Source organism: Streptomyces triculaminicus (assembly GCF_017349075.1).
Taxonomy (GTDB): Bacteria; Actinomycetota; Actinomycetes; order Streptomycetales; family Streptomycetaceae; genus Streptomyces; species Streptomyces triculaminicus.
Genome location: NZ_JAFMOF010000002.1, coordinates 228,910 through 252,246, shown reverse-complemented (window position 1 = coordinate 252,246; position 23,337 = coordinate 228,910). Strand labels below are relative to the sequence as shown.

The 23,337-nt window shown below is 74.4% G+C and carries 18 protein-coding genes and 1 pseudogene; 8 read left to right on the top strand and 11 right to left on the bottom strand.

The genetic code is table 11. The features are described from left to right. The first annotated feature begins 46 nt into the window (after nt 1-46). Together J1792_RS35350 and J1792_RS35345 are read left to right on the top strand one after the other, a co-directional pair. A complete protein-coding gene (locus J1792_RS35350; RefSeq protein ID WP_307842958.1) occupies nt 47-1,102 on the top strand; it encodes a serine/threonine-protein kinase in 1,056 nt (351 codons plus the stop codon). Beyond that, nucleotides 1,048-1,698, top strand: a complete 651-nt coding sequence (locus tag J1792_RS35345; RefSeq protein ID WP_307842957.1) for a hypothetical protein — start codon at nt 1,048-1,050, stop codon at nt 1,696-1,698. Before J1792_RS35350 ends, J1792_RS35345 begins: the two co-directional genes overlap by 55 nt. Here the strand turns inward: J1792_RS35345 and J1792_RS11115 are convergent. Continuing rightward, nucleotides 1,695-2,498 (bottom strand): SGNH/GDSL hydrolase family protein, encoded by an 804-nt coding sequence (locus J1792_RS11115; protein ID WP_086568761.1) that lies wholly within the window; start codon nt 2,496-2,498, stop codon nt 1,695-1,697. The two genes, J1792_RS35345 and J1792_RS11115, sit on opposite strands and share 4 nt — an antisense overlap. A gap of 453 nt (nt 2,499-2,951) precedes the next feature. On the opposite strand from J1792_RS11115, the gene J1792_RS11110 reads away from it, so the two are divergent. The 6 genes and pseudogenes from J1792_RS11110 (at nt 2,952) to J1792_RS11085 (ending at nt 11,178) form a co-directional block, all read left to right on the top strand. Then, nucleotides 2,952-3,314 (top strand): hypothetical protein, encoded by a 363-nt coding sequence (locus J1792_RS11110; RefSeq protein ID WP_307842956.1) that lies wholly within the window; start codon nt 2,952-2,954, stop codon nt 3,312-3,314. A gap of 1 nt (nt 3,315) precedes the next feature. Next, on the top strand, nt 3,316-4,410 hold the full coding sequence (locus J1792_RS11105; protein WP_086568759.1) for a GNAT family N-acetyltransferase: 1,095 nt from the start codon (nt 3,316-3,318) through the stop codon (nt 4,408-4,410). 447 nt (nt 4,411-4,857) lie between these two features. Then, the gene (locus J1792_RS11100; RefSeq protein ID WP_086568757.1) at nt 4,858-5,682 is read left to right on the top strand and encodes a glycosyltransferase family 2 protein; all 825 of its coding nucleotides are present in this window, start codon (nt 4,858-4,860) and stop codon (nt 5,680-5,682) included. 26 nt (nt 5,683-5,708) lie between these two features. Continuing rightward, nucleotides 5,709-6,749: a glycosyltransferase family 2 protein gene (locus J1792_RS11095; protein ID WP_086568756.1), complete on the top strand. Its 1,041-nt coding sequence runs from the start codon at nt 5,709-5,711 to the stop codon at nt 6,747-6,749. Beyond that, nucleotides 6,746-7,579: a polysaccharide deacetylase family protein gene (locus J1792_RS11090; protein ID WP_086568754.1), complete on the top strand. Its 834-nt coding sequence runs from the start codon at nt 6,746-6,748 to the stop codon at nt 7,577-7,579. The genes J1792_RS11095 and J1792_RS11090 overlap by 4 nt, the downstream gene beginning before the upstream one ends. 103 nt (nt 7,580-7,682) lie before the next feature. Beyond that, nucleotides 7,683-11,178 (top strand): annotated as a pseudogene (locus J1792_RS11085) (lipopolysaccharide biosynthesis protein). Nucleotides 11,179-11,187: 9 nt separating this feature from the next. Here the strand turns inward: J1792_RS11085 and J1792_RS11080 are convergent. From J1792_RS11080 to J1792_RS11035, 10 genes are all read right to left on the bottom strand, one after another. Beyond that, entirely contained in the window at nt 11,188-11,520 is a 333-nt protein-coding gene (locus tag J1792_RS11080) for a hypothetical protein (RefSeq protein ID WP_207247178.1), read from the bottom strand. A 300-nt stretch (nt 11,521-11,820) separates the two neighbouring features. Further along, the gene (locus tag J1792_RS11075) at nt 11,821-12,075 is read right to left on the bottom strand and encodes a hypothetical protein (RefSeq protein WP_086568749.1); all 255 of its coding nucleotides are present in this window, start codon (nt 12,073-12,075) and stop codon (nt 11,821-11,823) included. Between the two features lie 61 nt (nt 12,076-12,136). After that, nucleotides 12,137-13,528 (bottom strand): glycoside hydrolase family protein, encoded by a 1,392-nt coding sequence (locus J1792_RS11070; protein ID WP_086568747.1) that lies wholly within the window; start codon nt 13,526-13,528, stop codon nt 12,137-12,139. Nucleotides 13,529-13,611: 83 nt separating this feature from the next. After that, nucleotides 13,612-13,986, bottom strand: coding sequence for a GntR family transcriptional regulator (locus tag J1792_RS11065; protein ID WP_086568745.1), 375 nt, complete (start codon nt 13,984-13,986; stop codon nt 13,612-13,614). Between the two features lie 81 nt (nt 13,987-14,067). Continuing rightward, complete coding sequence (gene asnB / locus J1792_RS11060; RefSeq protein ID WP_086568743.1) at nt 14,068-15,924, bottom strand: asparagine synthase (glutamine-hydrolyzing); 1,857 nt, start codon at nt 15,922-15,924, stop codon at nt 14,068-14,070. Nucleotides 15,925-16,110: 186 nt separating this feature from the next. Beyond that, nucleotides 16,111-17,295 carry a type III PLP-dependent enzyme gene (locus tag J1792_RS11055; protein ID WP_242705076.1) on the bottom strand — a complete coding sequence of 395 codons (1,185 nt, stop codon included), beginning with the start codon at nt 17,293-17,295 and terminating at the stop codon, nt 16,111-16,113. After that, entirely contained in the window at nt 17,292-19,055 is a 1,764-nt protein-coding gene (locus tag J1792_RS11050; protein ID WP_207247177.1) for an IucA/IucC family protein, read from the bottom strand. The genes J1792_RS11055 and J1792_RS11050 overlap by 4 nt, the downstream gene beginning before the upstream one ends. A gap of 1 nt (nt 19,056) precedes the next feature. Continuing rightward, nucleotides 19,057-20,262: an MFS transporter gene (locus J1792_RS11045; protein WP_242705075.1), complete on the bottom strand. Its 1,206-nt coding sequence runs from the start codon at nt 20,260-20,262 to the stop codon at nt 19,057-19,059. After that, nucleotides 20,259-22,013 carry an IucA/IucC family protein gene (locus J1792_RS11040; protein ID WP_086568740.1) on the bottom strand — a complete coding sequence of 585 codons (1,755 nt, stop codon included), beginning with the start codon at nt 22,011-22,013 and terminating at the stop codon, nt 20,259-20,261. Before J1792_RS11040 ends, J1792_RS11045 begins: the two co-directional genes overlap by 4 nt. Further along, a complete protein-coding gene (locus tag J1792_RS11035) occupies nt 22,010-23,233 on the bottom strand; it encodes an ATP-grasp domain-containing protein (RefSeq protein WP_207247176.1) in 1,224 nt (407 codons plus the stop codon). The genes J1792_RS11040 and J1792_RS11035 overlap by 4 nt, the downstream gene beginning before the upstream one ends. Nucleotides 23,234-23,337 lie beyond the last annotated feature (104 nt).

Here is a 23,337-nt window from a genome sequence, read left to right as displayed (position 1 = left end):
TGCGGTACATTCACCCCGAATCGCTCTCGGGGGAGGGACGGACGTCATGGACGGGAGTTCCGGCACGGGACGACTGCTGGCGGGCCGCTACCGGCTCCAGCAGCGGCTGGGGCACGGCGGCATGGGCGTGGTGTGGCAGGCCCGGGACGAGGTGCTGGGCAGGGAGGTCGCGGTCAAGGAGGTCCTGGCCCCCGCCGGGATGCCCGGCCCCGACGTGCGGCAGCTGTACGCCAGGCTGGAGCGGGAGGCGCGCGCGGCGGCCCGCGTGTCGCACCGCAACGTCGTCACCGTCCATGACGTGGTGGGCGACGACGGCCGCCCGTGGATCGTCATGGAGCTCGTGCGCGGCGTGTCGCTCGCGGACCTGCTCGAGGCCGAGGGCCCCCTCGATCCCGCCCGCGCCGCACGGATCGGTGCGGAGGTACTGGCCGCGCTCCGGGGCGCGCACGCCGTGGGCGTACTCCACCGCGATGTGAAACCGGGAAACGTGCTCATAGGTAACGACGGGCGTGTCGTGCTCTCCGACTTCGGCATCGCGACGCTCGAGGGCAGCTCGGCGCTGACGGCGACCGGGCAGCTGGTGGGCTCGCCGGAGTACCTGGCGCCCGAGCGGGCGCTGGGGCGTCCGCCCGGCCCGGAGTCGGACCTGTGGTCGCTGGGCGTCACGCTCTACGCCGCCGTCGAGGGGAGGACCCCCTTCCGTCAGGACACCCCGCTCAGCACGCTGCGGGCCGTGGTCGACGCCGAGCTCCCCCCGCCCCGGCGCGCGGGCGCGCTCACCCCCGTCCTGGCGGGGATGCTGCGCAAGGATCCCGCCGGACGGCCCAGCGTGCCGCAGGCGGAGAACATGCTGCGGACGGTGGCCGCGGGAGGTCCGGCGCCGGACGCCCGGGCGGCGGCGGGCGCGGCGTACGCGCCGACCGTCGCGGCCGCACCGGCCGACCCGGCCCCGCCCGCGCGCGGAGCGGGACCGGAGCCGGCGCCGGGAGGGGCGGGAGGACAGGGGGACGCCCCCGCGCCCCGGGGCGGCGCGGCCGGACGGTGCTGGTGGCCGGCGTGCTGGTCGCGGCGCTGGCCGCGGCCGGCCTGGTGTGGGGGCTGACCCGCGGCGGCGGGTCGGGCGCGGGCGGCTCGCCGGGCGGCGGCACGTCGGCCGCGGGCGGCGACGGGAAGGCCGGGGCCGGCGCCGCGTCCGGCTCGGCCTCCGGCCCCGGCGGGGGCTCCGGCTCGTCCGCGGTGAACGTCGTCGTGACCGCGCTGCGCGACAGCTACTCCGGCCCCTGCCCGCCGCCGCGCTCCTCGGCCCCCTCCTTCCAGGCGGGCATCGCCGTGGACCGGGCTCCGGTGGAGGTGGTCTACCGGTGGGTGACGGGCAGCGGCCATGTGAGCGACGGCGGGTGGAAGACCCTGCGGTTCGGCGCGGGCGCGGGGCTGACGCAGCTCGTGGAGCACGTGGAGACCGGCCACCGGAGCGGGGATCCGGACAAGGACTGGATCGCGGTCGAGGTCAAGAGCCCCCGCACGGCGGGCTCGGAGCGGGTGCCGTTCACGGTGTCCTGCGCACAGGCGCCGACCGGCGGGTCCTCCTCCCCCGCCGCGCCGAGCCCGTCCGGACCGGCCCCCTCGGCATCGGCATCGGCATCGGCGTCTGCGTCGAAGCCGTCGGGGCCGGGCCTGTACGGAGGGGCCTCCGGCTAGGCCGCCTTGTCGAACACCGGCAGGTATCCGTTCGCCTGCCCGGCGGCGTTCGGGTGGTACGACTCGTCCACCGGCAGGGACACGCTGTTGAGCCACGCGCTGCCCGAGCACAGCTCGTGCCCGGCGAACGTCGTGTTGACGTCCCCGTACGCGAAGCCGTGGTCGGCCGCCCGCTTGGCGATGACCGTGTCGAGGTGGTCGGCGGCCGCGTTGATGGCCTTGCGCTTGGTGTCGCTCAGGCCCGCGCACAGGCCGCCGGTCCGGTAGAAGCGCGGATAGCCCAGGACGACGACCTGGGCCCGGGGGGCTCTGGATCTGATGGCCGAGTAGACGTCGTCCAGCTTGGCGGGCAGCTCGTTCTGGATGACCGCGCGGGCCTGGGCGATGCGGTCCAGGCAGGAGCTGTCGCCGCCCAGGACGCAGGCCGTCATCGTGTCGGCGAAGCCGGCGTCGTTGCCGCCGACGCTGATGCTGACGAGTCCGGTGGAGGAGTTGAGCGGGCCGAGCTGGCCGGCGAGAACATCACCCGTTCGGGCGCCGGAACACGCCGTGAAGGCGAAGGAGGAGGGGGCGTTGCGCGCCGCCCACAGGGCGGGGTACGACCGCGTGCTGCGCTTGCAGGAACCGCCGGCGGGGTCGTAGGAACCGGCGCCGACGCCGGAGGAGTAGGAGTCACCGAGCGCCACATAGGCGGGGGTTGACGCTCGCTCGGCGGAGTGCGCGACGCCGGGGACGCCGAGGGCGAGGGCGGCGGTGAGGGACAGCGCGGATGCGGCACCCGCAACCCGGGACAGTTTCATGGAATCTCCCTTAGCAGGGTTTTCTGCCACCACCGTGGTAGCAGCGGCCCGGCGTTGCTGGAAGTGTCCATGCCAAAACCGGGTGATCGACACCCTAGGAGGATGGCTGATTCGTGTCGTGTATATGACATTCCGTTCGAAGCAGTTGAACTCTCGACGGCTGTCAACCCACCCCGGCGGACCCCTGATTGACGGGACGTCGGATCATCGTCACGACGCACCGACTGTTCATCCGACGGACAGCTTCCGGTTGTGGCGGGCGTACCGTTCGGGGGCTGTTCGCACGGCCTTCACATCTTGACGTGCCTTTGCCCGTTGCGCGACATTGAAGCCCGGCATCCGGCGCTTCGGGGGGCTAAGTCGCCAATGCAGAGCTTCACTGATCTCACCGGTCTTGACGATTCGGCGGAACGGGACGGTACGGGCGGCGGTGACGGCGGGAGGAGGGCTCCCGTGGGGGACTCGCTCCCCGTGGTGGCGGGCGCGGCCGCGGCCATCGCCGGGGTGGGCGCAGTGCTGGCGCTCGCCGACATCGGATCGCCCCTGCGCGCGCCGTTCACGCTGTTCTTCCTGATCGTGGCGCCCGCGTGCGCCGTGGCGGCCGCGCTGCGCGGCCTGGACCCGCTCAGCCGGGCGGTGGTGGCCGCGGGCGCGGCCGTGGCCGTCGACCTGCTGATCGCCCAGGTCATGCTGGCGCTGCACGCCTGGACGGTGCGGGGCGGCGTCGCGGCGGTCGCGGCGGTCAGCCTTCTGGTGTTCCTGCTGGCACACGCGTGGCGCCATCGGGGCCGCGCCGCGAGAAGTCGGGCTTCGTGACGTGGACATCAGCGTGTACCGGCCCGGTGAGCTCACCGCGGCCGACCGGGCGGAGTGGTCGGCGATGCAGCAACGGGCCGTGGAGGACGGCTCGCCGCAGCTCGCGAATCCTTTCCTCGCTCCGGAGTTCGCGCTGGCCGTGGGGCGCTGCCGGCGCGGGGCGCGGATAGCGGTCGTACGGGAGGACGGGGAGCCGGTGGCGTTCTTCCCCTTCCAGCGGTCCTCGCTGGGGGTGGGGCGGGCCATCGGGCTGGGCGTCTCCGACGCCCAGGGCCTGGTGCACCGGCCCGGATTCCAGTGGGACACCCGCGAGCTGCTGCTCGCCTGCGGGCTGTCGCTGTGGGAGTTCGACCACCTGGTGGAGGGGCAGAAGCCGTTCGAGATGGCGGCCTCCGGGTCGTACGCCTCGCCCGTCATCGACGTCGACCAGGGCTACGAGCGCTATCTGGCGGCGCTGCGCAAGCAGTCGCCGAAGTTCACCCGCACCACGCTGGCCAAGGAGCGACGGCTGGCGCGCGACGTCGGGGAGATCCGGTACGTCCACGACGAGCGCGATCCGGCCGCGCTGCGGGTCCTGACCGGCTGGAAATCGGCGCAGTACCGAAGAACAGGGCGTGCGGACCGCTTCGCGCGCCCCTGGATATCCCATCTCGTCGAGCAGCTGTTCCACACCCGCACGGAGTCATTCGCCGGGCTGCTGTCGGTGCTCTACGCCGCCGGACGACCGGTCGCCGCGCACTTCGGGCTGCGGTCGACGACGGTGCTGGCCTGCTGGTTCCCGGCGTACGACCCCGAGTTCGCGCGCTACTCCCCCGGGCTGGTGCTGCACATGCGGATGGCCGAGGGGGCCGCCGCGGACGGGCTGGCCTACCTGGACCTGGGCCGGGGCGGCAAGGCGTACAAGGACTCGCTCAAGACCCGTGAGCTCAGCGTCTCGGAGGGCTGGGTGACCCGGCGGCATCCGGTGGCGCTGGGCTACCGGGCCCGGCGGGCGCCGGTGCGCGCGCTGCGCAACACCGTGCTGTCCCGGCCGGAGCTGTTCGAGCCGGCCGACCGGCTGCTCAAGCGCGTGGGGCGCATCCGGCACGGCGAGTGACGGGCCGGGCGGCGCCCCCGGGCCGAATACCGGATGGACCGGGCGGACCGGACCCGGCGAAGCCGTCGTCAAGAGCTGAGAGGGTACGGATAGTTGCATAGGCGCAAAAAACACCAAAGGAGGAGTCTCCGCCCCACCTCTTGCCATACAGTCTCAAGCTTCAATACCGTCGTACATCTACCCGCATCGGCCCATCATCTCCAAGCGGCTCGGGGAGGGCTCACAGCGTCGCGATGATGTCCGGCGCGGGGCGCGGCAGGGGGTGCCGCGCTCGGCCAGTCAACAGCGCCGGGTCGCGTGCCGCGCGGCTCGGTGATACTTGCCAACTCGCCCTGCCCGCATGGTCTTTCATGCCGGGCGGGCACGGCGAGTACCCCCTTTTCGAACCGGATACACGATTGGACCGCTGGGGCAGGCGGTCCACCGGACGAGAGGGAAAGAAGACACATGAGTGCGTTCCTGCGGCCGGCGGCCAGTGAAGAGGATCCGGAGACATCAGGCCGCTACCGACCGGTGACCTCGCACTTCGCGATAGCGCCACCGGTGAGCGTCGTCATTCCCGCCATGAACGAGGCGGAGAACCTTCCGTACGTCTTCAAGACCCTGCCGGACTGGATCCACGAAGTGGTTCTCGTCGACGGCAACTCCACCGACGACACCGTGCGGGTCGCCCGCGACCTCTACCCGGAGGTCAAGGTCGTCGAGCAGCTCGGCAAGGGCAAGGGCGACGCCCTGATCACGGGCTTCGCCGCCTGCACGGGCGAGATCATCGTGATGGTCGACGCGGACGGCTCCGCGGACGGCGGCGAGATCGTCAGCTATGTCTCCGCACTGGTGGGAGGAGCGGACTTCGCCAAGGGCTCCCGCTTCGCCAACGGCGGCGGCACGGACGACATGACGCTGATCCGCAAACTGGGCAACCGCGTGCTGACCTCGATGGTCAACCACAAGTTCGGCGCGCGCTACACCGATCTGTGCTACGGCTACAACGCGTTCTGGAAGCACTGCCTGGACGAGATCGCCCTCGACTGCGCCGGCTTCGAGGTCGAGACCCTGATGAACATCAGAGTGGTGAAGGCCGGGCTGCGCGTACAGGAGATTCCCAGCCATGAGTTCGTGCGCATCCACGGCACCAGCAACCTGCGGGCCGTGCGCGACGGACTACGGGTGCTGAAGGTCATCCTGCGTGAACGCGGCACCGGCCGCCGCTCCCCCGGGGGGCGCGGGACGCTCGCCATCGCGCCCACCGCCAGCCGCGGGGAAGTCTCTTGAGTGCTGTGCCCACGCCACGGACCGGCATGCCGCCCGTCTCGGTGGTGATCTGCGTCTACACCGAGGACCGCTGGGGCGACATCCTCGCCGCGGTGGCCTCGGTGCGCGAGCAGTCCTGTCCCGCGCTGGAGACGCTGCTGGTCGTCGACCACAACCCCGCGCTGCTGCGCCGCCTCGCCAAGGCCTACGGCGACGACGGCGCGGGGGCGCGGCCGGTGCGGGTTCTCGCCAACGCGGGCCCCCGCGGCCTGTCGGCGGGCCGCAACACCGGCGTCGCCGCCTCCGCCGGCGAGGTCGTCGCCTTCCTGGACGACGACGCCGTCGCCGAGCGGGACTGGCTGCTGCACTTCGCCGAGGGCTACGCCGACCCCAGGGTGATGGCGGTGGGCGGCCGCACCCAGCCGGTGTGGGCCTCCCGCCGCCGGCCGGCGTGGTTCCCGGAGGAGTTCGACTGGGTCGTGGGGTGTACGTACCGGGGGCTGCCGCCGGGCAAGGTGGCGGTGCGCAACGTCCTCGGCGGCAACGCCTCCTTCCGCAGATCGGCCCTGGAGGCGGCCGGGGGGTTCGCCGCCGGCATCGGCCGCGACGGCCACCGGCTGCCGCTGGGCTGCGAGGAGACGGAGCTGTGCATCCGGCTGACCCGGGCGCTGCCCGGCGCCGTGCTGCTGATCGACGACCGCTCGGTGATCCATCACCGGGTGCCGCCGGTCCGCGAGCGGTTCCGCTACTTCCGCACCCGGGCGTACGCCGAGGGCCTGTCGAAGGCGCTGGTGGCGCGGAGCGTGGGCGCCCAGGAGGGGCTTTCGAGCGAGCGTCGCTACACCACCCGTGTGCTTCCGGCCGGCGTCGGGCGCGGGGTGCGGGACGCGCTGCTGGGGCGGCCCGGCGGCGCGGGCCGGGCCGGGGCGATCGTGGCCGGGGTGGCCGCGGCGGCCGGGGGCTACGCCCTGGGCACGCTGCGGGCGCGCCGGGGCGGCGACCGGTTCGCGGTGGCGGCGGTCGCGCCGGGGACGGGGCGTGAAGCGGTGCCGGGCGGCGCGGCGGCGCCCGAAGGGGCGGGCGCATGAGCGACGGCCCGGTGCCGATCCTGATGTACCACTCGGTGGCCCATTCGCCGGCCCGCGCGGCGTACGGGCTGTCGGTCTCGCCGGCCTCCTTCGGGGAGCAGATGGGACTGCTGGCCCGGCACGGCTTCACGCCGCTGACGGCCGGAGGGCTGGCCGCCGCCTGGCGCACGGGCGCCGCGTTGCCCCCGAAGCCGGTGCTGATCACCTTCGACGACGGCTACGAGGGCGTGCACCGCTACGCCCTTCCCGTGCTCGCCGCGTACGGCTTCACGGCCACGCTGTTCGCCTCCACGGGCTGGCTGCGCGGCGAGCACGAGACGGGGGGCGCGCTGGACCTGATGCTGCACTGGGAGCAGGTCCGGGAGCTGGCCGCGGCCGGGCTGGAGATCGGCGGGCACAGCCACACCCATCCCCAGCTCGACCAGCTCACCGACGACCGGCTGCGGTTCGAGGTGACGCACTGCCGTGACGTACTGACGTCCGAACTGGGTCACCCGCCCGAGTCGTTCGCCTATCCCTACGGCTACTCCAGCCGCCGGGTGCGCGATACGGTGCGCGCGGCCGGGTTCGGGGTGTCCCTCGCCGTGGGGAACGCGCTGGCCGCGCGCCGCCAGGGGCCGTACGCCCTGGAGCGGGTGACCGTGCGCCGCTCGACGTCCCTCGCCGAGTTCGAACGGCTCGTCGAGGGCAGGGCGATCGGCCGGCTCTTCGCCCGGGACCGGGCGCTGACCAAGGGGTACGCCGTCGTCCGAAGAACCCGCGGTCTCATCAGGAACAGCACTCTCGTCAGGAACAGCGGCATCAGGAAAGCGAACGGATCCCGTGCCTGAAACGTCCACCCGGCCCGAAAGAGCCGTGGAGCCGGCCGCCCGGCGGCTGCGGCTGCCCGGGCGCGGCAGCGGCAGCCCGCTGTTCCGCAACGCCTTCGCCCTGATGCTCAACACCGGCATCAGCGGCGTCCTGGGGCTGGGCTTCTGGCTGGCCGCCGCGCACTACTACACCGAGGAGTCGGTCGGCCGGGGCTCGGCGGCCATCGCCGCGATGAAGCTCCTGGCGGGGCTGACGGCCATCACCCTCACGGGGGCGCTGGCCCGCTTCATCCCGGTCGCGGGGCGGACCACCGGCGCCCTGGTCGGGCGTACGTACGCCGGGAGTTCGCTGCTCGTCGCGGTCGCGGCGGGCGTCTTCGTCCTCACCCTCGACCACTGGGGCCCGTCGTACCGCTTCCTGCACGGGCCGCTCGCGGGGCTGGGGTTCGTCGCCGCCGCCGTGGCCTGGTCGGTGCTCACCCTGCAGGACGGGGTGCTGACCGGGCTGCGCAGCGCCTTCTGGGTGCCGGTGGGCAACACGGTCTTCTCGGTGGTGAAGCTCGCCCTGCTGGTGGCGGTGGCGGTGGCGCTGCCGGTGTCCGGGGTGTTCGTCTCCTGGGTGGTCTCGATCGCGGTGTCGGTGCTGCCGCTGGGCTGGCTGGTCTTCCGGCGGCTGGTGCCCGCGCACGTCGCGGCGACCGAACGGACGGCGAGGCCGGCCTCCTACCGGGAGATGGGCCGCTTCCTGGCGGGGGACTGCACGGGGTCGCTGTTCTCGCTGGCCGTGGTCTATCTGGTGCCGGTGCTCGTCGCCGCGCAGGTCGGCCCGGCCGACAACGCCTACTTCTACATCACCTCCACCATCGCCGGCACGGTCAATCTGCTCGCCATCAACATGGGCGCCTCCCTGACCGTGGAGGGCTCGCACGACCCGGCGCGGCTGGCGGAGAACTGCCGGGCGGCGCTGCGCCGGATGGCCAAGCTCATGGTGCCGGTGTGCCTGCTGCTCTTCCTGCTCGCGCCCTACGTCCTGCGGGTCTTCGGCCGGGGGTACGCCGACGCGGCCACCCCGCTGCTGCGCTGGTTCGCGGTCGGGGCGGCGCTGCGCGTGGTGATGGAGGTCTACTTCGCGGTGCTGCGGGCGCAGAGCCGCACCGCCGGACTGGCCTATCTGCAGGGGCTGCTGTGCGCGCTGGTGCTGGGGCTGACCCTGGTGCTGCTGCCGCGGATGGGGCTCGTGGGCGCGGGGGTGGCGGAGATCTGCAGCCTCACGGTGATCGTCACCATCGCCGCCGTCAAGCTGCGCTCGGTCCTGCGGGCCGAGCGCAAGGCCGAGCGCGAGGCCGCGCCCCGGGACGCCGAGACCCCGCCCGACGGGGACCTGGCCGATCTCGCGGTGCACGGCGACCGCGGGGACGGCCGGCCCGGCGAGCGCGAGGGCGGCGGGTTCCGCCCGCGCTGGGCGCTGCGCTCGGCGCTCGACGCGGACACGCTGCCGCTGGGCGTACGGCTGGACATCGACCATCCGGAGCGGCGCCCCGACGTCAGGCCCGCCCCCGAGGCCGCCGAGCGAACCCCGCGCTCCCGGCCCCGGCCGGGGCGCCGTGCCGCGCCCCGCGCGCCGGTGGCGTACGCCCGCGGCCGGGGTCTGGCTGCTGCTGGCAGCCGCGCTGGCGCTGTACTGGCTGCCGCTGACGGCCGCCGGCGAGGTGGACCTGGACGGCATGGGCGGGTTCGGGCTGGTGTCCGTGCTGCCGGTGGCGACGCTGCTGGGCGCGGGGCTGCTGGTGGCGGCCTTCGCCTGGACGCTGTGGCTGCCGCGGCCCGGCCGGTGGCTGCCGGTCGCCGTGCTGCTGGCGACCGTGGTGTCCCTGCACGCCGTGCCCGCCGTGCTGGAGGACCAGCCGCGCTTCGCCACGGCCTGGCAGCACCTGGGCTTCCTGGACTACCTCGACCGCTTCGGCACGGCCGCGCCCGACCTGGACGCCCGCTGGAGCTGGCCGGGCTTCTTCGCGCTGGTCGCGTTCGCCGCCCGCGCCGCGGGCATGGACGACCTCGAGGGGGTGCTGCGCTGGTGGCCCCTGGCGATCCAGCTGCTCGGCCTGGCACCGCTGTGGCTGCTGCTGCGCGCGGTCCGGGCCGGCCGGCGGGCGAAGTGGACGGCGCTGTGGCTGTTCGCGCTCAGCGGCTGGGTGGGGCAGGACTACTTCTCCCCCCAGTCGCTGAACTACCTGTTCTATCTGCTCTTCGTCGCCGTGCTGCTGGTGTGGTTCCGCTGGCCCGGTCAGCTGCGCGGCGCGCTGCTGCCGGGCGAGCGGGAGGTCGCGCCGGTGGGCCGGGGCGAGGCCGCGGTCCTGCTGGCGCTGCTGCTGGCCCTGTTCGTCGCCTCGGTCGCCAGCCACCAGCTGACCCCGTTCGTCATGCTGGGCGTGGTGACCGCGCTCGCCCTGTCCCGCCGGCTGTCCCTGCCGGGGCTGCCCCTGCTGTGCGCGGTGGCCCTCGCGGTCTGGATCGGCTTCCTGGCCGAGCCCTACTGGTCGGGCCACTTCGACGACCTCTTCGGCGGGCTGGGCTCGCTCGGCGGGAACGTCTCCTCGTCCGTCTCCGGCCGCATCGAGGGCGGCAGCGCCACGCACAAGGCGGTGCTCTACGTCCGCGTCGCCCTCGCGGGCGGCGTGCTGGCCCTGGCCGCCCTGGGCTGGTGGCGGCGCCGCCGGGCCGGGATCGGCGACAGGTCGCTGCTGGTCCTCGCCTGTGTGCCGTTCCTCGCCTTCGGGATGCAGTCCTACGGCGGCGAGGTCGCCCTGCGCGTCTTCCTGTTCGCCCTGCCGGGCGCCTGCGTCCTGGCCGCCCTCGCGCTGTTCCCCCGGCCCGGTGCCGGGGGCGAGGGGGGATGGCGGGCTCCGCTGGCGGCGCTGCTGGCCGGGCTGGTGCTGGTGCTCGGCTTCCTGGTGGCCCGCTGGGGCAACGAACCCTTCGAGCGCGTCCGTCCCGGCGAGGTCGCGGCCATGGAGTACGTCTACCGCCACGACCGGCCCACCGTGCGGCTGCTGTGGATGAGCAGCGACACCGTCAACGACGTCACCCCCGCCATACCGTGGGGAGCGCGTGACATGGAACGCGTCCTGTACGAGCCCACGCTCGCCCCGCGCGACACGGCGCACGCGCCCGCTCTCGTGGACAGGCTGCGCGCCGCCGGCCCCAACGCCTATCTGATGGTCAGCCGGGGCCAGTCCGTCTACCTGGAGTTCAGCGCGGGCTACGCCCCCGGCTGGGAGCAGCGCCTGCGCAGCTCGCTGGACGGGCTGCCGCAGCTGCGCCGGGTGCTCTCCAACGACGACGCGGTGCTGTACGAGCTGAAGGACAAGCCCGCCGGCCCCGCCCCGGACCCCCGGCCCGGCCCGGCGGGGCCGCGGGTGACATGGACGCCGGTGTCGGTGGTCGGCGCCCTGGCCGCGGCGGCGCTGCTGATGCTGCTGGCGGCCCGGGAGCTGGTGAGGGTGGGGGTGCGGCCGGGGGTGCGGCAGCTGCGGTGGCTGCAGGGCTCGTTCTGGTTCGCGTTGCCCTTGCTGGCGGTGGTGCTGGGGTCCTTGGTGTGGCGGCTGGTGACGCTCTCGTAAGCGGTCGTGTCAGAACAGGGAGCGGTAGCAGAGGGCGGCCACCGCGTGGAGGCCGGGGCGCGGGCGGCCGGGCCGGTGGTGCGGCAGGACGTGGCCGTCGAGGGCGGTGACGCCGGTGTCCGGGTAGGTGACGCGGATGCCGCCGGTGCGGTCCCAGCCGGGGTCGCCCTCCAGCTCGCCCAGCCGCTCCATGGTGCTGCCGATCAGGCCGGGATGCACATGCAGCGGGCCGACCTCGCCGAACGCGACGGTCAGCAGCGTCAGATCGCACTGTTCGGTGTCGACGTGCAGGAACACCTCGTCGTCGCCCTCGTAGTAGCCGTAGGCCGCGAAGGTCGGCACGAGCAGCCGGCCGGTCAGCGCCCGGGCCGCGCCGACCAGCGCCAGGTGCAGCCGGGCCAGCAGCGGCCCGCTCGCGGTGGGAGTGGCCCGGCGCGGCGCGCGGCGGGCGGGGACGGGGTGCGCGGGCCGTCGCGGGGACCTCGGCGACGGCGTGCCGCCGCCGGGCCTCCGCCGCGACCGCCTCGGCCAGGGCGCGGTCCCACAGCCCGGCCAGCGGCACGTGACCCCGGTCCGCGAAGGCGCGCTGCTGGGCCCGGGTGATCGTGGCGCGCAGCGGGAGCGGCGGGTCGGCGGCGGCCATCAGGGTGTGGTGGCCACGGGCCAGGAGGCCTCGGTGGTGTAGTGGGTCATCTCCCCCTCGGCCGGCAGGCGCAGCACGCCGACGAAGGTGTAGCCCTCCGCGAGCGGGATCCTGCCCTGCGCGCCGAGGCGTTCGTCGATGGCGGCCCGGGCCTCGGGCGCCGCCCGCGCCATCTCGACGACCTCGCGGGGCAGGACGTAGTAGTTGTTCTCCGCGTCGGCGATGACCAGCGCCTGGCTCGTGTCATCGGGCATGGCGGTCTTCCTTTCGCTCGGTGGGGAGGGAGCCGCTCGCGGCGGGGCCGTGCCGCCGGCCTCACAGCCAGCGGGTCTCGTACGGCCCGAGCCGGACCTCGCGGCCGTCGATGCGGGCGGTGACGGCGCGGTCCTGGGTGTTGACGGCCAGCACCGCGCCGGCGGAGCCGAGCACCTGGACCTGTGCGCGGTCCTCGCCGCCCACGTCCACCTCCCGCAGCCGGGTGCCGGGCGGGAAGGCCTTGGCGAAGCGGGTGAGCAGGTCCAGCATCGGCAGCTGCCCTCCTCCGTCGCCCAGTTCGGTGCTGCGCCACAGGCAGCCGGGGCAGTCGGCGCCCTGTTCCTCGGGGTTCCAGTAGAAGGCGCCCGCCACGCCCGCCTCGGCCAGCCGCATCAGGGCGCTGGCCTGCACGGCCACGCGGTGGGACTCGTTCCACATGCGGCGGTTGTCGTGCTCGTCGGCGGGCTCGACGTACCACTCGGCCCACCACACCGGAAGCCCGGTGGTGCGGTTCAGCCAGGCGGTGACGTCGGTGAACTTGGCCGTGGCCCGGAACTCGTCGGGCACGGTCCTGCTGCCCGTACGGGTGTAGCTGGCGCCGTCCACGACGACGAAGTCCGCCCCCTCCTTGTGCTCGTCCCAGTACTCCACCGCGTCGACGGCCCGCTGGTCCACCGCGCCCCAGGGGCCGCTCACCCGGGAGGCGTTGGAGTCGGCTCCGGGGGCCTCGCTGTCCATGACGACGTACGGCCCGCCGACGAGAGCGTGCTTGTTCCTCTTCTTCACTTCCTTGTAGACGAGGTTGTACAGCTCGGTGTAGCCCTCGTAGTCCCAGCGCTTCCTGGATTCGTCGTAGAAGCCCTTGAACTCGTTCCAGACGATGAAGTGCCGGACGTCGGGATAGCGCTTGGCGATGACGCCGGCGAGCTTGGCGAAGTCCTTGTAGTGCGCCCGGTCGGGGGCCTTCTCCAGGGACTTCTGGGACCAGTCGGTGTGCTCGTCGCCGCCCTTCATCCAGTCGGGGGCGCAGCACAGGGTGAGGACGGGGGTGGTGCCCGTTGCGCGCATGAGCGCGACGCGCCGGTCGAGGTCGGAGAAGTTGTAACGCCCTTTTCTGGGCTCGGGGTTGTCGACGCCCCAGCCCATGATGTGCTGGTTCTGGGGCAGCCGGTCGCCGGAGAGGGTGCGCGCGGCGGTGCGGCGGGCGGGGTCCTGGCCGAGGTCGGCGCTGTACTGGGTGTGGGTGAAGCCCCAGCCGATGTCGGCGGCGGCCCCGCCGACGCGGCCCCCGGCGTCCCCGGCTCCGCCGGGGCGTACCGCGAGGCTCACGGCGACCACCGCCACCAGGGCGGCGAACGCGGTCGCGAGCAGGACGGCGAGCCGTGCCCGCGGCGTCCACGACCGCCACGACGTCGCCCGCGGCGACGTCCGAGATCCACCATGACGTCCCATCACGGAAAGGGTAACCGGGGCGGAACGGACGTGCGGTGCCTTCACTGCAGGCGGGACGCCGAAGGGCCTTTCGCCCTCGCGGCTCAGGGCTCGTAGACCGCCCGCAGCGCCTCCCGGGCGGCGGCCAGGGCCGCCTCCTGGTCCAGGCCCAGGCGGTGCGCCCGCTGGGCGAACGCGGCGGCGGCCGTCGCGGCCTCGCGCTCGGCGGTGTCGCCGCGGGCGGCGATGAATGTGCCGTTGCGACCACGGGTCTCGATCACACCGTCCGCCTCGAGTGCGCGGTAGGCCTTGGCCACGGTGTTGGCGGCCAGGCCCAGTTCCTCGGCGAAGCCGCGTACGGTCGGCAGTTTGTAGCCGACCGGGAGGGCGCCGGAGCGGGCGCGCTCGGCGATGCGGGCGCGGATCTGCTCGAAGGGGGGCTCGGCGGCGTCCGGGTCGACGGTCATCTGCAAGGCCACGGTGGGACTCCTGGCTGGGCGGGCGGTGTGCCGTCCATTGTGCGCCAGGGGTGCCCACCGTGCCCGCAGGCCCGCTGGGTTTCAGAGCTCCAGCCGGACGCCGTGGGAGGCGAGCCAGGTGTTGAGGCCGAGGGCCACTTCGGTGGCGGCGCGGAAGGACTCTCCGGCGTCCCCGGAGAGCGCGTCGGCGACGGCGGCGGTGTCGAGCAGGGGGCGCACGGGGGCGCCGGGGTCGGCGAGCACCCGGCCGAGTTCGGCGCGCAGGGCGGCGGCGTAGCGGGGGTCCTGGGTGCTGGGGTAGGGGCTCTTGACCCGGTCGGCGACGGCGGCGGGGAGCAGGTCGCGGGTGGCGGCGCGCAGCAGGGACTTCTCGCGGCCGTCGAAGGTCTTCATCGACCAGGGGGTGTTGAAGACGTAGGAGACCAGGCGGTGGTCGCAGAAGGGCACCCGCACCTCGAGGCCGGTGGCCATGCTGGCCCGGTCCTTGCGGTCGAGCAGCATCTGTACGAACCGGGTCAGGTGCAGGTGGCTGATCTCGCGCATCCGCTTCTGCCGCCCGCTCTCGCCGGGCAGGCGGGGGACGTCGGCGAGGGCCTGGCGGTAGCCGGCGTCGGTGTAGCCGGGCAGGTCGAGTTTGGCCAGAAGTCCTCGGTCCAGGAGCCCGGTGCGGCCGCCGCTGCCCTCTCCGGAGAAGTGGTCGGCGACGCGGGCGGCGATCCAGGGGAAGGTGTCGGCGGCCACGTGCTCGGGGTTGTGGAACCACGCGTAGCCGCCGAAGACCTCGTCGGCCGACTCCCCGGACAGGGCGACGGTGGACTGTTGGCGTATGGCCTTGAAGAGGAGGTAGAGCGAGGTGTCGCCGTCGCCGAAGCCGGCGACGGGCAGGTCGCGGGCGGTCAGCACGGCGTCGCGGTGGGCGGGGTCGGCGAGGTCCGCGGTGGCGAGCACGATGTCGCTGTGGTCGGAGCGCACGTGCTCGGCGAGGGCGTGGGCGTAGGGGCCGTCGGGGGTGGGCCGCAGGGCGTCGGCCCGGAAGTTCTCGGTGTGGCCGGTGAAGTCGACGGAGAACGAGCGCACCGGGCCGCGTCCGGCGCCGGCCAGGCCCTTGGCGGCGAGCGCGGTGATGACGGAGGAGTCGAGTCCGCCGGAGAGCAGGGTGCACAGGGGCACGTCGGCGACGAGCTGGCGGGCGACGATGTCCTCGAGCAGTTCGCGGATGCGGGCGACGGTGGTGGGGAGGTCGTCGGTGTGCTCGTCGGCCTCGAGGGCCCAGTAGCGGCGTAAGGTCAGGCCCTCGCGGCGCACGCGCGCGATGTGACCGGGGCGCAGCTCGCGCATGCCCTTGTAGACGGCGTGGCCGGGGGTCTTGGTGAAGGCCATCAGCTCGGCGAGGCCCTCGGCGTCGACGGCGGGGCGCACGGCGGGGTGGGCGAGGATCGCCTTGGGCTCGGAGCCGAAGAGCACGCCGTCGGCGGTGGGGTGGTAGTACAGCGGCTTGATGCCCATGCGGTCGCGGACCAGCAGGAGTTCCTCGGTGCGCGGATCCCACAGGGCGAAGGCGTACATGCCGTTGAGGTGTTCGGTGAAGGCCTCGCCCCACTGGAGGTAGGCGCGCAGCACGACCTCGGTGTCGCTGTCGGTGCGGAAGGTGTGGCCGTGGGAGCGCAGTTCGGCGCGCAGTTCGCGGTAGTTGTAGACCTCGCCGCTGTAGGTGAGGGCGAGCGGGGTGCGGCCGCCGTGTTCGGCGAGCATGGGCTGGCGGCCGCCCTCGACGTCGATGACGGCCAGCCGGCGGTGGCCCAGGGCGGCGTGGGTGTCCAGCCAGACGCCGCCGGCGTCGGGACCGCGGCAGGCCATGGTGGCGGTCATCGCCTCCAGCGTGCCGCGGGCGGTGGTGAGGTCCTGGTCGTAGGAGATCCAGCCGGTGATTCCGCACATGGGCGGTGTCCCCTCTCGGTAGACGGTCCCCCGTGGGCACGGTCCGCCGCGGGTGCGGCGGACCGTGTCGGACGACGCTACGCCCACATAGATGCATCCACCATCTACGGTCGCCGAAACGGCCGGGAACCGGCTGGTGGGCGGCGGGGCGACGGCGGGCGGTCCCGCGAGGGTACGACGGCGTGCTCAGGACAGGAAGTGGAAGGACGGGGCCGGATGCATCAGGAACTCGTGGTGCGAGATGTTCCAGGCGTACGCGCCGGCCATGGAGAACGCCACCCGGTCCCCCACCCGCAGCTCCGCCACCGGCACCCGGGCGGCGAGGGTGTCCTTGGGCGTGCACAGCTGTCCGCTGAGGGTCACCGGCTCGTCCAGGGCCGCCGGGCGCGGCCAGGGCAGGTCCCAGTCCTGGACGGGCAGCACCGTGAAGGGGTGGTCGTGGCCCTTGGCGGCGGGGGTGCGCAGGTGGTGGGTGCCACCGCGCAGCACCGCGAAGGCCTCGCCGTGGCTGTGCTTGACGTCCAGGACCTCGGTGACGTACCAGCCCGCGTGGACGGTCATCGACCGGCCGGGCTCGATGCGCAGGGTGACGTCCGGGTACCGCTCGCCGAGCGTGCCGAGCCCCTGCCCGTAGCCGGCCCAGTCGAAGCGGGTGTGCGGCCTCGCGTAGTCGACGGCCATGCCGCCGCCGACGTTGACCTCCATCGCGCCCAGCCCGTGCCGGTCGCCGAACTCCCGCGCCCAGGCGGTGATCCGGGCCGCGAGGGCCAGCTGCGCGGGCGCGTCGAGGCCGCTGGCGAGGTGGGCGTGGACGCCGCGCAGCCGCAGCCCGGGGCCCAGCGAGGGGACGCAGGCCTCGGCGCGGCGCGGGTCGAGGCCGAAGGGGCTGGGCCTGCCGCCCATGGCGAGCGCCGCGCCGCCCAGGTCGCCGTCCCCCACGGGGAGGTTGACGCGCAGCAGGACGTCCACGGGCGCCCGGCCGGGCCGCTCGCCGGCCAGCCGGGCCAGCAGCCGCAGCTCGTTCTCGCTCTCCACGTGCAGGCGCTCGACGCCCAGGTCGAGGGCGAGCCGCAGCTCCTCCTCGGTCTTGCCGGGCCCGCCGAAGGCGAGCGAGAGGCCGGGCACGGCCTCGCGGACGTGCGCCAGTTCGCCGCCCGAGGAGACCTCGTACCCGTCGACGTGCGGGGCGAGGGCCCGCAGGATCCCGGGGGCGGGGTTGGCCTTGGCCGCGTAGTACAGCTCCACCTCCGGCGGCAGGGCGGCCCGTACCCGCTCGACGTGCTCGTCGAGGGCGGCGAGGTCGTAGAGGTAGGCGGGCAGTTCGCCGGCCGGCAGGCGTTCGGCGTGGGCGGCGGCTCGGGGGGTGATCACTGGGTGGCGCTCCAGGGTTCGGTGCGGGATTCCGTCGGGCCTTGACCGCCGCGGGCCACCGACAGCAGGTCCGAGACCAGGGGCGAGCCGATACGGACGTAACCGGCGTGCCGGTCGGCCTTGCGCTCCCAGCGGGTGAGCAGATTGGCCTTGGCGGGCAGCGGCACCCCGGCGACCAGGGCCCGCAGCAGCGGCGGGTTGCCGTGCGCCTCCGCGCGCCGGGCCAGCACCCGGCGTACGGCGGACCACAGTTCGGGCTCGAGCTGGGGGTGGCGGTCGGCGAGGGCGGCGAGCACCTCGGCGAGGTGGTTGACCAGCAGGCAGTACACGACGCGGTCCCAGCCGCGCTCGCGGTCGTACGTCATCGGGCAGGCCACCTCGGGGGCGAGCTCCGCGAGGGCGGCCCCGTGGTGCTCGGCGAGCAGCTTGGTGCCCTCCAGGTCGCGCAGCAGGACCTGGCGGGGCATGCCGTCGCCGTCGACGCCGACGACGACGTTCTGCAGGTGGGGCTCGAGGACGACGCCGTGGTCGAAATAGGCGGCCAGCACCGGGGGGACGAGCAGCCACAGGTAGTCGTCCCACCAGGCGAGCGCGGCGTCGGGGCCGGTGCCCGCGAGCAGCCGGGCGACCTGGGCGCCGGTCGTGGGGTACTCGTCGGCGACGGCCCCGGCCAGCAGGGCGGTCAGGCCGGGCGCGAGGCGGGCGCCGAGGCCCTCGCGGACGATGACGCCGAAGCCCTCCGCGAGCTCGCGGCTGCCGAGGTCCAGGGTGCGGTAGCCGGGTTCGCGCAGCAGGCCGGCGCCGGAGAAACGGGCGGCCAGGTCGCCGGCCACCGGCTCCAGCAGGCGGGTCAGGGCGACGGCGCCGGTCAGCTCGTACTCGGCGTTCTTGCGCAGGCAGTTGGTGATGCGGATGTTGAGGCTGAACTTCAGGAAGTCCCGGCCGTCATAGAGCGTGCGCACCGACGCGGTGGGCGCGAAGTCCGCGCCGCGCTCGCCGAGGTCGAGGACGTCGCCGCGCTCCCTGGCCGCCCGCAGCGCGGGGTGGTCCTCGAGCAGGGCGTACTGCCAGGGGTGCGCGGGCAGCAGCACGTAGCCCTCGGGCACGCTCCCCTGCCGGTCGAGCGCGGCGAGGGCGCCCGGGCGGGCCGCCTCCTCGCGGACGAGCGCGCGGCGTACGGCCAGGTGGCGCAGGGGGAAGCAGGCGCGGGCCTCGGGGGCATAGCGGGCCCAGTCCTCCGGGGAGCCGGTGCGCGCCTTGGGGGTGGGGTGGAAGCGGTGGCCGAAGAGCAGGGACTGCTCGGAGTCGAGGTAGCGCCCGGCCGGGGTGAGGTCGCCGGGGGCCGGGCGCCAGGCCTCGAGGGCCGCGCTCACACCCGCGTGGCCGGCGGCGACCTGGCCGAGGAACTCGTCGTTGCGGACGCCGGTGCGCAGTTCCAGCTCGTGGTGGATGTACGCGGCCAGGGTGCGCCAGGGCAGCTCCTGCCAGACGCCGTCGCGTTCCTCGGTGACCGGGCCGGTGAAGCGGTGGGCGCCGATCAGGGAGGCGCGGCGCAGCCGGACCCGCAGCAGGGCCCCGCCGCGGGGCAGTCGCAGCAGCAGGTGTCCGTCGGTGACGGCGGTCTGGTGCTCGGGGCCGGAGACCTCGCGCAGCAGGCAGTTCAGGAGCGTGTGGGCGACCACGTGGTCGGCGCCGGGGAGGCCGCCGGGCGCCGGGGGGCTCGGGCGCAGGGAGGCGGCGGAGGAAGCGGAGGAGGACATTTCAGCGACTCCAGCGGAGGAGGGTTGGCGTGCTGACGAGCGCCGTCAGGGCGGCGACGGCGGATCCCGCGACGATGGGCGCGGCCGGGCCCCAGACGTCGTTGGAGACGGCGGCCACCGCCCCCGCGACGACGGCCCCGGCCTTGGATATGAACTCCAAGGTGCCGAACATCCGGCCGGGCCCGCGGCCGCGGCAGGCGTCGGCGGCGAGCGCGGACAGGCTCACCAGGCCGAGGGTCATCCCGGCGCCGAGCAGCAGCCGCAGGGCGACGAAGGAGAGCACGGTGCCGGCGCCCCAGTGCCCGGCGAGGGCCACGGCCACCAGGGCGAAGCCGCTGACCGCGCCGAGCAGCGGGCGGTGGGCGACGGCGGTGTGCACGGGCCTGGCCAGCAGCGGGTAGCACATGTGCGGCAGGGCGAAGAGGACGCCGCTCGCGAAGGGCCCGAGGCCGGGCAGCCGCTGTCCGACCAGGGTGATCAGGTACGGGTAGGAGATGACGGTGGCCAGGACGAAGGCGAACTCGAGGGCGTACAGGGCGCGGGGCGAACGGGCGGCCGGGACGGCGGCCTCCGCCTCGCCGGCGGCCGGCGTCCCGGGAGCCTGCGGCGCGGGCCGTGGCGGCTCGGGGAGCGCGGCCAGCATCAGGGCGGCGGCCAGCGGCAGCACGGCGAGCAGGGCGTACTGGCGGTGCGGGGAGACCCACGGCGAGAGCGAGCCCACCACGATCGGCGCGGCGACGAGCGCGAGCCGGGCGGCGCCCTGCATCAGGGTCAGCGCCCAGGACAGGCGGTGCCCGTCGAGGGCGGCCGCGAGGTAGCCGTTGGAGGCGGCGAAGGTGCCGCCGAGGACGCCCTGCAGGACGAGGGCGGCGGTGAAGGCGGGCAGGCTGTCCGCCCATCCGGCGAGGAGGAAGGAGACGGCGAGGCCCAGCTGGGCGCGCAGCAGCAGCCGTTTGCGGCCGTAGCGGTCGGCGAGCCGCCCCCACAGGGGGGCGCCGAGGGCGCTGAAGACGGTCGGCACGATGTAGAGCAGCCCGGCCCAGCGGGCCTCGGTGTCGCCGAGCGAGGGCAGGATCGCCGTGAGGTAGGGCGGCAGGCCCAGCGCCGCGAAGGAGGCGACGAAGTAGCAGGCCGCCACCGCGTGGATCTGCCGGGTGCGCAGGCCGGCGGGCGCCCGTGTCCCGGTGCGCTCCAGGACGGCGGTCACCGCGGGACCCCGCGCAGGTAGTTGGGGCCGTCGACGTAGTGCTTGTTGATGTCGGCGGCGCCGGAGCGTTCCTTGGTGAGCAGGGTGCCCGCGGTGACCATGGCCTTGACCGGGAGCCGGTCGGCGTCCAGGACCCGGGCGCGCAGCACGGCGGCGGGGCCGGGCGCGATCCGCTCCACGGCCTGGGCGAGCCGCTCGCGCAGCTGCCGTAGCCACTGCTCGAGCGTTCCCCGGCCCAGGCGGGCGAGTTCGAAGGCCAGGGCGCCGGCGCACAGGTGGACGGTGATGGTGGCGAAGACGTCGGCGACGGGGCCGTCGCCGGCCACGAGGATGCGCCGGTCGTCGAATCCCAGCAGGTCGGCGGCCTCGCCGCCCAGGCGGGCGGCGAGCCGGACGGAGTGCACGCGCGGCCCGTCGTTGTCTTTCAGCAGCAGCCGCATCCGGGGGCGGCCGTCGATCTCGTCGAGGACGACGGAGGTGTTCTGCTGGTGGGATTCGAGGGCGATGCCGTACGAGAAGAGGGTGGTGTGCCAGTCCAGCAGCAGCGTCAGATAGGCGTCGACCAGGGCGACGAGCGATCCGCCGTAGTACCGGTCGGCGAGCGCGTCGGCCACCAGGCGTCCGTCGGGGGTGCGGGCGAGCAGTCCGGCGACGGTGACGACGTGGGCGCCGGCGAGCCCGTCCGGGTAGCGGCGGACCAGGGTGGCCAGGAGTTCGTGGCCGGCGCCGAGGTGGGTGCGTTCGTCGGCGACGAGCACGGCGCCGGCGAAGCGCGGCTCGGCCGCGACGATCTCCTCGAGCAGCCGCTGGCCGACCTCGCCGTCCAGGAGGGTGCCGGGCTGGATGGTGCGCCGGTTGCGCAGGCCCAGGGTGGCGGTGGCCAGCGGGAGCTTGAGGTGGGTGGTGGGGTCGTCGGCGACGGCGACGGTCCGCATGGACAGGGTCGGGACCACCTCCAGCAGGGGTTTGTCGGCGAGGTGGGCGGAGCCGGCGAGGCCGGTGGCGGCGAGCGCCTCGGCGAGCGGGGCGCCGGCGGTGAGCGGGTGGACGGGCAGCGCCAGGTGGGTGGCGTCCAGGTGCGGCAGGCCCAGCGCCGCGGGGGTGGGCCACCAGTGGGGCAGCCCGGCCCGGTCGCCGGTGACGGCCGTGTGCGGCAGGGCGAGCCAGCGCAGGGCGAAGGAGGGGTGGAACTCGGGGGCGTACGCGCGTAGTTCGCGCTCGGTCAGGCCCGAGCGGGCGCGTCCGGTGGGGTAGACGGGATGGTCGCGGAAGGCGGCCAGGGCGTCGAAGGCGAGCGATCCGCGCAGCCCGGTCCACGTGGTGGTGGAGTGTCCGTAGGCGTCGGCGAGCCGCCGCACGACGTCGTCGCGCACCCGGCCGTGCAGGCGGAGCGCGGCGAGCGCCTCGTCGCACTCGGCGAGGAAGGCGTCGAAGCCGGGCCGGTCCTCGGGGGCGGCGGCCGCGCGCAGCCGGGCGAGGGCGGGGCGCAGGCCCCGCACCGGTCCCTGGGCGGTCTCCAGGACGGCGTCGCGGGCCCGGACCTCGCACTGGAAGCCCTCGGGGCCGACCGGGAGCAGCAACGTTTCCCCCGTGACGGGGAGCCGGAGCCAGTCGCCGTCGGGACGCCTCTCGGCGACCGCCTTGGAGCGCAGCTGGTAGGCGTCCTCGCGCAGCAGGGTGCTGAGCACCCTGCCGAGGAGCTCCTCCTCCAGCGCGTCGCGCGCCGGTGCGGTCGTCTCGGCCGCGCTCATGAGACGATCTCCCATCGCCGGGCGGCCAGGAATTCCGCGACGGCACGGTCGATCCGGTCCTGGTCGGCACCGGTCGCCCGCAACACCCCCAGGTAGTCGCGGTTCGTGCGGTAATGCGGGTGCTCCTCGCCGAGCTCGCGCAGCGGCCGGTAGACCAGCCGGACCCCGTCGCGCTCGGTGTCGCTCGCGCCGGGCGCGGCCTTGAGGACGCCACCGCGCTCGGCGCAGACGTACTCCATACGTACCCGGCCGTCGGTGCGCGCACCGAGTTCGGCCGGGAGTGGCTCACCGAGGTGGGTGCGCAGGATGTGCTCGAAGAGCGGTATGTCCAGCAGCGGGGCGAGGACGAGGTCGCACTGGTCGCCGATGGAGCGGTAGTTGACCTCGATGAGGCGGGCGCGGTCGCCCTGGACGACGTACTCGGTGTGGCAGACGCCGAACCCGATGCCCAGCGCCCTCAGCTGGGCGATGACCTGTTCGCTGTGGGGCCGCGGCGGTTCGGGCAGCAGGTCGAGGCGTTCCTCGATGAAGTACGGCAGCGGGGAGAGGTGGGTGCGGAAGGCGGCGTAGGGGTGCAGGGTGGTGCCGTCGCCGAGGGTCTCCAGGGTGTGCAGCTCCCCGTCCAGGTACTCCTCGACGACGAGGGCCGTCCCAGGCCGGCGGGCGCGGATCTCCCGGCAGCGTTCGGCCAGTTCGGCGGCGTCGTGGACGAGGACGACGTCCTCGCTGGCGACGCCCTCGCGGGGCTTGACCACGCACGGGAAGGGGAGGTCCGACTCGGCCAGGACGGCCGGGTCCTCGTCCGGGCGGAGCTCGAGGGAGCGGACGGTGTCGAGTCCGGAGCCGGCCAGGGCCCGGCGCAGCTGGGCCTTGTTCTTGGCGTTGAAGGCCGCCTTCCAGTCCTTGCCGGGCAGGCCGAGGTAGTCGGCGGCCAGCGCCGCCTGGGTCTGCAGGTGGTCGCTGTTGGTGAAGACGGCGTCGGGCCGGCCGAGTTCGCAGATCCGGCCGATGACCTCGCGGAAGTCGCGGACGTCGCAGGCGACGATGTCGAGTTCGGGCAGCGGTTCGCCGTCGTCCGCGACGTGACGCGCGTAGGCGCGCCGGTGGGCGTCGGGGTGGTCGGTCAGGAGGGTGACCGCGAGGCCCAGGCGGGCGGCGGCGGGCAGATAGCCCTCGGTGACGGAGTCGGTCGGGTTGAGCGCGAGAAGATGCAGCCGCACGGGGGCACCTTTCGGTGATCAGGGGTGGGGTGTGGGGCGCCGTCCGCCGGGGCGCGAGGGGAGGGGCCGTCCGGCGGAGGGCGGTGACGCGGGGGCCGGGCCGG

What these genes read in the sequence shown, in the direction of transcription:
- J1792_RS11070 (WP_086568747.1), bottom strand. Translation starts at nt 13,528, where the DNA reads ATGGGACGTCATGGTGGATCTCGGACGTCGCCGCGGGCGACGTCGTGG.
- J1792_RS11115 (WP_086568761.1), bottom strand. Translation starts at nt 2,498, where the DNA reads ATGAAACTGTCCCGGGTTGCGGGTGCCGCATCCGCGCTGTCCCTCACC.
- J1792_RS11090 (WP_086568754.1), top strand. Translation starts at nt 6,746, where the DNA reads ATGAGCGACGGCCCGGTGCCGATCCTGATGTACCACTCGGTGGCCCAT.
- J1792_RS11075 (WP_086568749.1), bottom strand. Translation starts at nt 12,075, where the DNA reads ATGCCCGATGACACGAGCCAGGCGCTGGTCATCGCCGACGCGGAGAAC.
- asnB (WP_086568743.1), bottom strand. Translation starts at nt 15,924, where the DNA reads ATGTGCGGAATCACCGGCTGGATCTCCTACGACCAGGACCTCACCACC.
- J1792_RS35350 (WP_307842958.1), top strand. Translation starts at nt 47, where the DNA reads ATGGACGGGAGTTCCGGCACGGGACGACTGCTGGCGGGCCGCTACCGG.
- J1792_RS11050 (WP_207247177.1), bottom strand. Translation starts at nt 19,055, where the DNA reads ATGTCCTCCTCCGCTTCCTCCGCCGCCTCCCTGCGCCCGAGCCCCCCG.
- J1792_RS11100 (WP_086568757.1), top strand. Translation starts at nt 4,858, where the DNA reads ATGAGTGCGTTCCTGCGGCCGGCGGCCAGTGAAGAGGATCCGGAGACA.
- J1792_RS11040 (WP_086568740.1), bottom strand. Translation starts at nt 22,013, where the DNA reads ATGAGCGCGGCCGAGACGACCGCACCGGCGCGCGACGCGCTGGAGGAG.
- J1792_RS11095 (WP_086568756.1), top strand. Translation starts at nt 5,709, where the DNA reads ATGCCGCCCGTCTCGGTGGTGATCTGCGTCTACACCGAGGACCGCTGG.